Origin of the sequence: Streptomyces alkaliterrae, assembly GCF_007097205.2 — a bacterium.
GTDB classification, from domain to species: Bacteria; Actinomycetota; Actinomycetes; order Streptomycetales; family Streptomycetaceae; genus Streptomyces; species Streptomyces alkaliterrae.
This window is the reverse complement of record NZ_VJYK02000211.1, coordinates 1-9863: the sequence shown is the minus strand read 5'-3', so window position 1 is coordinate 9863 and position 9863 is coordinate 1. Positions and strand designations below refer to the sequence as shown.

Sequence of the window (9863 nt, the reverse complement as noted above, 5' to 3'; positions counted from 1 at the left end):
GCTCGGGAGGTGGGGGCGGTGTGGGCCGGCTGAACGGGCGGCGGTTCGTTCCGGTTCCTGCCCGCAGGCGGGGAAATGTGTCGGCGGAACGTGCCGCCGGGAACGTCGTGGCGTGATCATCGTTCAAGTAATCAATGCGGCGTGCTCGCCGGTTGCGTGCTCCTGGTCGGCATTGGTGGGTGACTCTTGGGCGGTCTGGTGTTTCGTACCGGTTGTCGCACGGTGTCTTGACACCCTGAAGGGGGTCCGCGAACCTTCAACCCGTCACGACTGAGAGCGCTCCCAACGCACATTTCATCCCAAATCCCGTACGCTCGGGGAGGACCACATGGTGCTGCCGTCCGCCGCCACCGCAAGACCCGCAACCCAGCCGGCCGACGTTCGTCGAGGGCTCTTCCGCCGTCGGCGGGCGACCGCGCGGCTCGCCGTCGTCCTGACCGCGGCGCTCGGCGCCGGACTGCTCGCCGGTTGCTCGCCGGACGACGCGGACGCCACCGCGAGCAACGGCAAGAAGAAGGTCACCCTCTCCGTCGGCGTGTTCGGGGTGTTCGGCTACAAGCAGGCCGGGCTGTACGACGAGTACGAGAAGCAGAACCCGCACATCAAGATCAAGGAGAACTCGACCGAACGGAACGAGGACTACTACCCCGCGCTGCTCAACCGGCTCTCCGCGGGCAGCGGACTCGCCGACATCCAGGCCGTCGAGGTCAGCAACATCAACGAACTCGCCACCCTGCTGCCCGCCAAGTTCGTCGACATGGCAAAGGCCGAGGGGGTCGACCAGGACGGCTACCTGCCGTGGAAGTGGGACCAGGCCAAGGCCGCCGACGGCCGGGTCATCGGACTGGGCACGGACATCGGGCCGATGGGCGTCTGCTACCGCAAGGACCTGTTCGCCAAGGCCGGGCTGCCCACCGACCGCGCCGAGGTGGGCAAGCTGTGGGCGGGCGACTGGGCCAAGTACGTCGACGTCGGAGCCCGGTACACGGCCAAGGCGCCGAAGGGCACCTCCTTCATGGACGGCGCCACCGGGCTCTACAACGGGTCGGTCTCCAGCTACGCCGAGAAGAACTACGCCGCCGACGGCACCCTCGTCTACAAGAAGAGCGAAGCGGTGCGAACCTCCTGGGACCTGGCGATGCGCGCCGTCGAGGGGAAGATGACGGGCCGCCTCAAGCAGTTCGACACCGCCTGGGACCAGGGCTACGCCAACGGCACGTTCGCCACCGTCGTCTGCCCTTCCTGGATGCTCGGCTACATCAAGGAGAAGGCGGGCGAGAAGAACGCCGGCCAGTGGGACGTGGCCGCCGCGCCGCGCCCGGCGAACTGGGGCGGCTCGTTCCTGACCGTGCCGGAGGCTTCGCGGAACAAGGACGAGGCCGTCAAGCTCGCGACCTGGCTGACCGCGCCGAAGCAGCAGGCCAGGCTCTTCCGGAAGCAGGCGAGCTTCCCCAGTTCGAGCCGGGCGCTGGAACTGCCGGAGGTCGCCGACGCCACCCACGAGTACTTCGCCGCCGCCCCGATCGGCCGCATCTTCTCCGACGCGGCCAAGGGCATCCCGACGGCGATCCTCGGTCCCAAGGACCAGATCATCGGCCAGAACCTCGCGGACGTCGGCATCCTCCAGGTCGAGCAGCAGGGGCGGTCGCCGAAGGACGCCTGGAACGCGGCCGTGAAGAAGATCGACGACGCGCTCGCCGACTAGGGCCTGTCCGGCGGGTCGATCCGCCGGCCCTAGACGCCCTCGCCGACTGAGCCCTCCCCGGGAGCCCCGCCGATGACCGTTTCCCTGAAGTCCGCGCCCTCCGCCTCGGCGGAGGGTGCGGACCCGCCCCGCAAGGCCGCCCCGGCCGACAGGCGCGCCCACCGCCGGGCCGCCCGCCGCAGCCGGTGGTACCGGCGCGACACGAAGTGGAGCCCGTACGCGTTCATCGCGCCCTTCTTCCTCTTCTTCGCCGCCTTCGGCCTCTTTCCGCTGCTCTACACCGGTTGGGCCTCGCTCCACCGGGTCTCGCTGCACACGCCGACCGAGATGGACTGGGCCGGCCTGCACAACTACACCCGGCTGCTGAAGGACGAGTACTTCTGGAACGCGCTGGGGAACACCTTCACCATCGGGCTGCTGTCGACCGTGCCGCAGCTGCTGATGGCACTCGGACTGGCCCATCTGCTCAACTACCGGCTGCGCGGCTCGATGTTCTTCCGGGTCGCCATGCTCACCCCGTACGCCACCTCGGTCGCCGCCGCCACGCTTGTCTTCGCGATGCTCTACGGGCGTGACTTCGGCATGGTCAACTGGGCGCTCGGGCTGGTCGGCGTGGACCACGTCGACTGGGAGAGCGGCACGTGGACCAGTCAGTTCGCCGTGTCCACGATCGTCATCTGGCGCTGGACCGGCTACAACACGCTGATCTACCTGGCCGCCATGCAGTCCGTGCCGAACGACCTCTACGAGTCGGCGGCGCTGGACGGCGCCTCCCGCTGGCAGCAGTTCGTGCACGTCACGATCCCGTCGCTGCGGCCGACGATCCTGTTCACCGTGGTCGTCTCGACCATCGGCGCCACCCAACTCTTCGGTGAACCACTGCTGTTCGGCGGCTCGCAGACCGGCGGCGCGTCCCACCAGTACCAGACCCTCGGCCTCTACCTGTACGAGCAGGGCTGGTTCAACTACCACCTGGGCCGCGCCTCGGCGATCGCCTGGACGATGTTCCTGATCCTCATCCTCGTCGGCCTGGTCTACTTCCTGGTGGCCCGGCGTCTGCAGAAGAGCCACTGAGGGGCGTCCGATGACAACCGTCACCCCACCACCACCCCAGCGGGCCGCCCGCCATCTGCGGCCCGGGTTGTTCACCTACGCCGTGCTGGTGCTGTTCACCGTCGGCTCGCTCTTCCCGCTGGTGTGGACGGCGATCGCCGCCTCCCACGACAACCAGCGGCTCGCCGAGACGCCGCCGCCGCTCTGGTTCGGCGCCAACCTGCTGGACAACCTCCAGATCGCCTGGAGCGACGCCAACATGGGCAAGGCCCTGGTCAACACGGTGTTCGTCGCCGGCACGGTGACCGTCTCCACCGTGCTGTTCGCCACGCTCGCCGGCTTCGCCTTCGCCAAGCTCCGCTTCCGGGGCCGGAACGTGCTGCTCGTGCTGGTCATCGGCACGATGATGGTGCCGCCGCAGCTCAGCGTCGTACCGCTGTTCATGGCGATCGCCGAACTCCAGTGGACCAACCAGCTCCAGGCCGTCATCCTGCCGATGATGGCCAGCGCGTTCGGCGTGTTCTTCATGCGCCAGTACCTGGTGAACGCGCTGCCGACCGAGCTGGTCGAGGCCGCGAGGGTGGACGGCGCGCACAGCCTGCGCATCATCTGGCACGTCGTCTTCCCTGCCGCCCGACCGGCCATGGCGGTGCTCGGCATGCTCACCTTCGTCCTGGCCTGGAACGAGTTCTTCTGGCCGATCATCGCGCTCACCCAGGACAACCCGACCGTGCAGGTCGCGCTCACCGGCCTGGGCCGGGGCTACATCCCCGACCAGTCCGTGATCATGGCCGGCGCGCTGCTCGGCACCCTTCCGCTGCTCGTGGCGTTCGCCCTGTTCGGCCGGCAGATCGTCGGCGGCATCATGCAGGGCGCCGTCAAGGGCTGACCCGCCCCTCCGGTCACCACCGGGCCCCACACCGAGCGTTCACCCTCGACCCCAGGGAGCACTCCGCCATGTCACAGACCCAGCCGGGCACCGCCGCCCGGCCCGACCTGCCCGCCGACTTCCTCCTGGGCGCGGCCACCTCGGCGTACCAGATCGAGGGCGCCGTCGACGAGGACGGCCGCACGCCGTCCATCTGGGACACCTTCTGCCGCACCCCCGGCAGGATCAGCGACGGGGACACCGGGGACGTCGCCGTCGACCACTACCACCGGTGGCCGGAGGACGTCGCCCTGATGGCCGACCTCGGCCTCCAGGCGTACCGGTTCTCCGTCTCCTGGCCCCGGGTGCAGCCCACCGGGCGCGGTCCGGCCGTCCAGCGCGGCCTGGACTTCTACCGCGCGCTCGTCGACGCGCTGCTGGAACGCGGCATCACCCCCTGGCTCACCCTCTACCACTGGGACCTGCCGCAGGAACTGGAGGGCGACCCGGCCACCGGTGGCGCCGGCTGGCCGGAACGCGCCACAGCCGAACGCTTCGCCGAGTACGCCGTACTGGTCGCCGAGGCGCTGGGCGACCGGGTCGAGCACTGGACGACCCTCAACGAACCGTGGTGCAGCGCCTTCCTCGGCTACGGCTCCGGCGTCCACGCCCCCGGCCGGACCGACCACGTCGCCGCCCTGCGCGCCGCCCACCACCTCAACCTGGCCCACGGGCTCGCCACCCAGGCCCTGCGGGCGAACCTGCCGGGCCGCGCCAAGGTCGGCATCAGCCTCAACCCGGCGGCCGTCCGGGCCCGTTCGGACACCACCGCCGACCTCGACGCCCGGCGCCGGGTCGAGGCGCTTTCCAACGGCGTCTTCGAGGGTCCGCTGCTGCACGGCGCCTACCCCGAGGACCTGATCGCCGACACCGACCACCTCACCGACTGGAGCTTCGTGAAGGACGGTGACCTGGCCGCCGTCCACCAGCCGCTGGACGCGCTCGGCGTCAACTACTACACCCCCACGCTGGTCTCCGCCGTACCGGAGGGGGCGGCGGCCGACCGGCGGGACGGCCACGGTCAGGGCGAGCAGACGCCGTGGCCGGGCGCGGACAGGGTCGCCTTCCACCAGCCGCCGGGGCCGCTCACCGCGATGGGCTGGAGCGTGGACGCCACCGGGCTGCGGGACGTGCTGCGCCGACTGGCCAAGGAGGCCGCCGGAGTACCGCTGTACGTCACCGAGAACGGCATGGCGCGCGACGACCGGCCGGCCGCCGACGGCAGCGTGCACGACCCCGAACGCGTCGCCTACCTGCACGACCACCTTGCCGAGGTGGCCCGGGCGCGGGCCGAGGGGGTGGACGTGCGCGGCTACTTCCTGTGGTCCCTGTTGGACAACTTCGAGTGGGCCTACGGGTACGGCAAGCGGTTCGGCGCCGTCCACGTCGACTATGAGACGCAGCGCCGCACACCGAAGACCTCCGCCCGCTGGTACGCCGAGCTCATCCGCACCCGTCGGCTGCCGCCGGTGGACTGAGTCGGGAGTGCCAGGGGCGCCCTGAGGCCCTGAGGCCGCCCGGATGATCACCGACGGCGGGGATCATCCGGGCTCCTGCCCGATTCCGGGCAGGACATTTGCGAAACGCTCGCCCGACCCTCAGTATCAACGGGTGCTCGATCGCCGTACGCCGTCCCACGACGACCTCGTCGACCACCTCGTCCGCACCACCGCGCTCCAGCGCGGCGAGGCGGCTCGCGTGGTGCTCGACGTGCTGGCGTACTTCGACGAGACCACCGAGGAGTACGTGCGTCGACGGCACCGGGAACTCCAGGCGCGCGGGCTGACCAATCCGGCGATCTTCGACCGGATCAGCGAGGAGCTGCCGCACCGCGCGGTGGCCCCGCCGGCGCTGTCGCTGCGCCAGCTGCGGCGCGTCGTCTACGGCTGAGTCGGGCACGGCTGAGTCGGCCCGCTGCCGAGTCGTCCACGGTTGGGCAGTGCGAGGGAAAGAGAGAGCGGTATGTGCGGAATCGTCGGTTACATCGGCAAGCGGGACGTCGCCCCGCTGCTGCTGGAGGGGCTGCAGCGCCTGGAGTACCGGGGCTACGACTCGGCCGGTATCGCCATCCACGCCAACGGCCCCGGCCGCGCCGGCGGACTGCGCACGGCGAAGGCGAAGGGCCGCGTACGGGAGCTGGAGGAGCGCGTCCCCGCCCGCTTCAACGGCACCACCGGCATCGCCCACACCCGCTGGGCCACCCACGGCGCCCCCAGCGACGAGAACGCCCACCCGCACCAGGACGCCGAGGGCCGCGTCGCCGTCGTGCACAACGGCATCATCGACAACGCCTCCGAACTGCGCGCCCGCCTCACCGCCGAGGGCGTCGTCTTCACCTCCGAGACCGACACCGAGGTCCTCGCCCACCTGATCGGCCGCTCCACCGCCGGCAGCCTGGAGGAGCGGGTCCGCGAAGCCCTGCGCCTGGTCGAGGGCACCTACGGCATCGCCGTGCTGCACGCCGACTTCACCGACCGCATCGTCGTCGCCCGCAACGGCTCGCCCGTCGTCCTCGGCATCGGCGAGCACGAGATGTTCGTCGCCTCCGACGTCGCCGCGCTCGTCTCGCACACCCGCCAGGTCATCACCCTGGACGACGGCGAGATGGCCACCCTCAAGGCCGACGACTACCGCACCTACACCACCGAGGGCAGCCGCACCACGGCGTCGCCCACCACCGTGGAGTGGGAGGCCGAGTCCTACGACATGGCCGGCCACGACACGTACATGCACAAGGAGATCACCGAGCAGGCGGACGCCGTCGACCGCGTGCTGCGCGGCCGCATCGACGACCGCTTCGCCACCGTGCACCTCGGCGGGCTCAACCTCGACGCCCGCGAGGCCCGCTCGGTGCGCCGGGTGAAGATCCTCGGCTGCGGCTCCGCGTACCACGCCGGGCTGATCGGCGCCCAGCTCGTCGAGGAGCTGGCGCGTATCCCCGCCGACGCCGAACCGGCCAGCGAGTTCCGCTACCGCAACGCCGTCGTGGACCCGGACACCCTGTACATCGCGGTCAGCCAGTCCGGCGAGACCTACGACACGCTCGCCGCCGTGCAGGAGCTCAAGCGCAAGGGCGCCCGGGTGCTCGGCGTCGTCAACGTCGTCGGCAGCGCCATCGCGCGGGAGACCGACGGGGGTGTCTACGTGCACGCCGGGCCGGAGATCTGCGTCGTCTCCACCAAGTGCTTCACCAACACCGCCGTCGCCTTCGCGCTGCTCGCCCTGCACCTGGGCCGCATCCGCGACCTCTCCGTCGCCGACGGCAAGCGGATCATCAGCGGACTGCGCCGCCTGCCGGAGCAGATCGGCGAGATCATGAAGCTCGAACCGGAGATCCGGAAGGTCGCCGCCGAGTACGCCGAGGCCAAGTCGATGATGTTCGTCGGGCGGGTGCGCGGCTACCCCGTCGCGCTGGAGGCCTCCCTGAAGCTCAAGGAGATCTCCTACATCCACGCCGAGGCCTACCCGGCCTCCGAGCTCAAGCACGGGCCGCTCGCCCTGATCGAGCCGGCCGTGCCGACCGTGGCGGTCCTCCCCGAGGACGAACTGATCGACAAGAACCGGGCCACGCTGGAGGAGATCAAGGCCCGCAGCGGACGCATCCTGGCCGTCGCCCACGGCGAGCAGGAGCAGGCGGACCACACGATCGTCGTGCCGCGCAACGAGGTCGAGCTGGACCCGATCCTGATGGGCATCCCGCTCCAACTGCTCGCCTACCACACGGCGCTCGCGCTCGGCCGCGACATCGACAAGCCGCGCAACCTGGCGAAGTCCGTCACCGTGGAGTGAGTGCCGTCACCGTGGTGTGGAGTGCCGTCACCGTGGTGTGAGGGGCCCGGACGCCGGGCGGGCGGCCCCGGAACGCGTGCCACCAACGCGTACCGGGGCCGCCTCCCCTTTGCCGGCGTCGCCCATTACGCCGGCGCAGAGCCGCCGGAAGCAGACCGTCACCTCCGCCTCCGGCAGCGCGTGTTCCAGCTATATGCCCCTCACAAGCGCACAACCCACCCCCTACGGACGAGTAGGTTCAACCGTCACACATCGCCGCCGTCCGGACACGGTTCGCCGTCGTCAGAGGCGGCAGACGTAGACCATGTCCATCGGGTCGTCCGGGACGTCGTGGGTGCGCACGTCGGTGAAGCCCGCGTCGGCCAGCATGCTCCGGGCCAACTCCTCACCCCAGGCCGTGCCCAGGCCGGCGCCGCCGTGGGCCAGCGACACGGTCATGCAGTGCATGACACTCACGCCGTAGATCATCGGGGCGAGCGGGTTGCCGATGTTCTTCTCCAGCCTGCTGGAGGACTTGGTGTCCATCATCACGAACAGCCCGTCCGGCCGGAGCGCCGCGCTCACCGCGGCCAGCACGCCCGCCGGATCCACCTGGTCGTGGATGGAGTCGAACGCGAACACCACGTCGAAGCCGGGGTCGGCCGGCAGCCGGACGACATCCAGGACCTCGAACTCCGCGTTCGCGAGCCCCGACGCGGCGGCCTCGGAACGCCCCGACTCGATGGCCTCCTCGCTGATGTCGTAGCCGACGAACGTCGACGCCGGATACGCGGCGGCCATCACGTTGATCGCGTGCCCGGTGCCGCACCCCACGTCGGCCACCCGGCAGCCCGTGGTCAGCCGGTCGGTGAGGCCGTCCACCAGGGGCAGGATGCCGTCGATCAACTGGCCGTCGTAGAGCCCGCGGCTCATGGCGTCCATGACGCTGGTGAAGTCCGGACGGAACTCCTCGTAAGGGATGCCGCCGCCCTCGCGGAACACCCGTGTGGTGTCGTTCATGTGCGGGGCGAGCAGCGTCACGATCTCGCTCAGGGAGGCCATGTTCTGCGAGCCGCCACCGGTCAGACAGGCCGCGTGCTCGGCCGGCAGCGTGTACCGGCCGTCGTCCGGGTCGTACTCGACGATCCCGCCGGTCACCAGCGACCCCAGGCACTCGCGGACGTAGCGTTCCTGCAGTCCGGCGCGCTCCGCGATCTCCTCGCTGGTCCCCGGTCCCCGGGCCAGCGTCTCGAAGAGGCCGGTCCGGTAGCCGATGTCGACCATCAGCGTCAGGACTCCGCCGGAGAAGGTGTCGATCAGCTTGCCGGCGAACTCCTCCATGCGGCGCTCGTCCAGGCCGGACCCCTGCTGTTCCGGTTCGAGATGGGTGGTCATGGTCGTGCCCTCCTTCCAACCGTGGAATGGACACATTCATGACGATATGACCTACCCGGCGGTTCGGCCGTGCGGGACCCTCACCACGCCCTCCTGGATCACCGAGACCGCGAGTCGGCCGTCCTCCGTGAAGATCCGTCCCTTGCCCAGGCCCCGGCCGCCCTGCGCGGTCGGCGACTCCTGGTCGTACAGCAGCCACTCGTCCGCCCGGAACGGTCGGTGGAACCACATCGCGTGGTCCAGGCTCGCGCCCACCACGTCGCCCACCGCCCAGCCGCCCCGGCCGTGCGCCAGCAGCACCGAGTCCAGCAGCGTCATGTCGGACACGTACGTCGCCAGGCAGATGTGCAGCATCGGCTGGTCCCGCTCGCCGTCGAGCCGGCCGTTCGTCCGGAACCACACCTGGGAGCGCGGCTCGCTCGGCCCGCTCACCGCCGCCGCGTACGGCGGCTCGTTCACGTACCGCAGGTCCACCGCCGCACGCGCCTCGCTCAGTCGGCGCGGCACCTCCGGATCGCCGAAGAGATGGGCGTACTTGGGCAGCATCTCCTCGGCGTCCGGCAGGGTGCGGGGGTCGGGGGCCGGCGGCATCGGCTCCTGGTGCTCCAGGCCCTCCTCGTACGTCTGGAACGACGCCGACAGGTGGAAGATCGGCTGCCCGTGCTGCACGGCCACCACGCGGCGGGTGGTGAACGAGCGGCCGTCGCGGATGCGGTCGACGGTGTAGACGATCGGCGCCCCGGCGTCGCCCGGACGCAGGAAGTAGGCGTGCAGTGAGTGCGCCGGCCGGTCGTCCGGCACGGTGCGGCCGGCGGCCACCAGCGCCTGCGCGGCCACCTGCCCGCCGAACACGCGGGGGACGAGCGAGGGGCGGCTGACGCCCCGGAAGATGTCCTGTTCGATCCGCTCCAGGTCGAGCAGGTCGAGGAGTGAGTCGAGTGCCTGGGTCATGGTCCTGTGGTTCCGAAACCCGCCGCCCGGCGCGGGGAGCCGGGCGGCGGGGTGGGGGGTGGT

Annotated in this window: 8 protein-coding genes; 6 read left to right on the top strand and 2 right to left on the bottom strand. The window is 70.6% G+C overall.

Features of this window, described 5'->3' with window-relative positions; genetic code table 11:
• The first annotated feature begins 328 nt into the window (after nt 1–328).
• The 6 genes from FNX44_RS18625 (at nt 329) to glmS (ending at nt 7475) form a co-directional block, all read left to right on the top strand.
• Nucleotides 329–1705, top strand: coding sequence for an ABC transporter substrate-binding protein (locus tag FNX44_RS18625; protein WP_143649428.1), 1377 nt, complete (start codon nt 329–331; stop codon nt 1703–1705).
• Between the two features lie 72 nt (nt 1706–1777).
• Nucleotides 1778–2779, top strand: a complete 1002-nt coding sequence (locus tag FNX44_RS18620) for a carbohydrate ABC transporter permease (protein ID WP_143649427.1) — start codon at nt 1778–1780, stop codon at nt 2777–2779.
• Between the two features lie 10 nt (nt 2780–2789).
• A complete protein-coding gene (locus FNX44_RS18615) occupies nt 2790–3647 on the top strand; it encodes a carbohydrate ABC transporter permease (RefSeq protein WP_143649426.1) in 858 nt (285 codons plus the stop codon).
• Between the two features lie 68 nt (nt 3648–3715).
• Complete coding sequence (locus FNX44_RS18610) at nt 3716–5164, top strand: GH1 family beta-glucosidase (RefSeq protein ID WP_143649425.1); 1449 nt, start codon at nt 3716–3718, stop codon at nt 5162–5164.
• A 133-nt stretch (nt 5165–5297) separates the two neighbouring features.
• Nucleotides 5298–5576 carry a hypothetical protein gene (locus tag FNX44_RS18605; RefSeq protein WP_143649424.1) on the top strand — a complete coding sequence of 93 codons (279 nt, stop codon included), beginning with the start codon at nt 5298–5300 and terminating at the stop codon, nt 5574–5576.
• A 72-nt stretch (nt 5577–5648) separates the two neighbouring features.
• The gene (glmS, locus tag FNX44_RS18600) at nt 5649–7475 is read left to right on the top strand and encodes a glutamine--fructose-6-phosphate transaminase (isomerizing) (protein WP_143649423.1); all 1827 of its coding nucleotides are present in this window, start codon (nt 5649–5651) and stop codon (nt 7473–7475) included.
• A gap of 282 nt (nt 7476–7757) precedes the next feature.
• On the opposite strand, the gene FNX44_RS18595 is transcribed toward glmS, so the two are convergent.
• Nucleotides 7758–8849 (bottom strand): class I SAM-dependent methyltransferase, encoded by a 1092-nt coding sequence (locus FNX44_RS18595; RefSeq protein WP_143649422.1) that lies wholly within the window; start codon nt 8847–8849, stop codon nt 7758–7760.
• A 51-nt stretch (nt 8850–8900) separates the two neighbouring features.
• On the bottom strand, nt 8901–9800 hold the full coding sequence (locus FNX44_RS18590) for an acyl-CoA thioesterase (RefSeq protein ID WP_143649421.1): 900 nt from the start codon (nt 9798–9800) through the stop codon (nt 8901–8903).
• Nucleotides 9801–9863 lie beyond the last annotated feature (63 nt).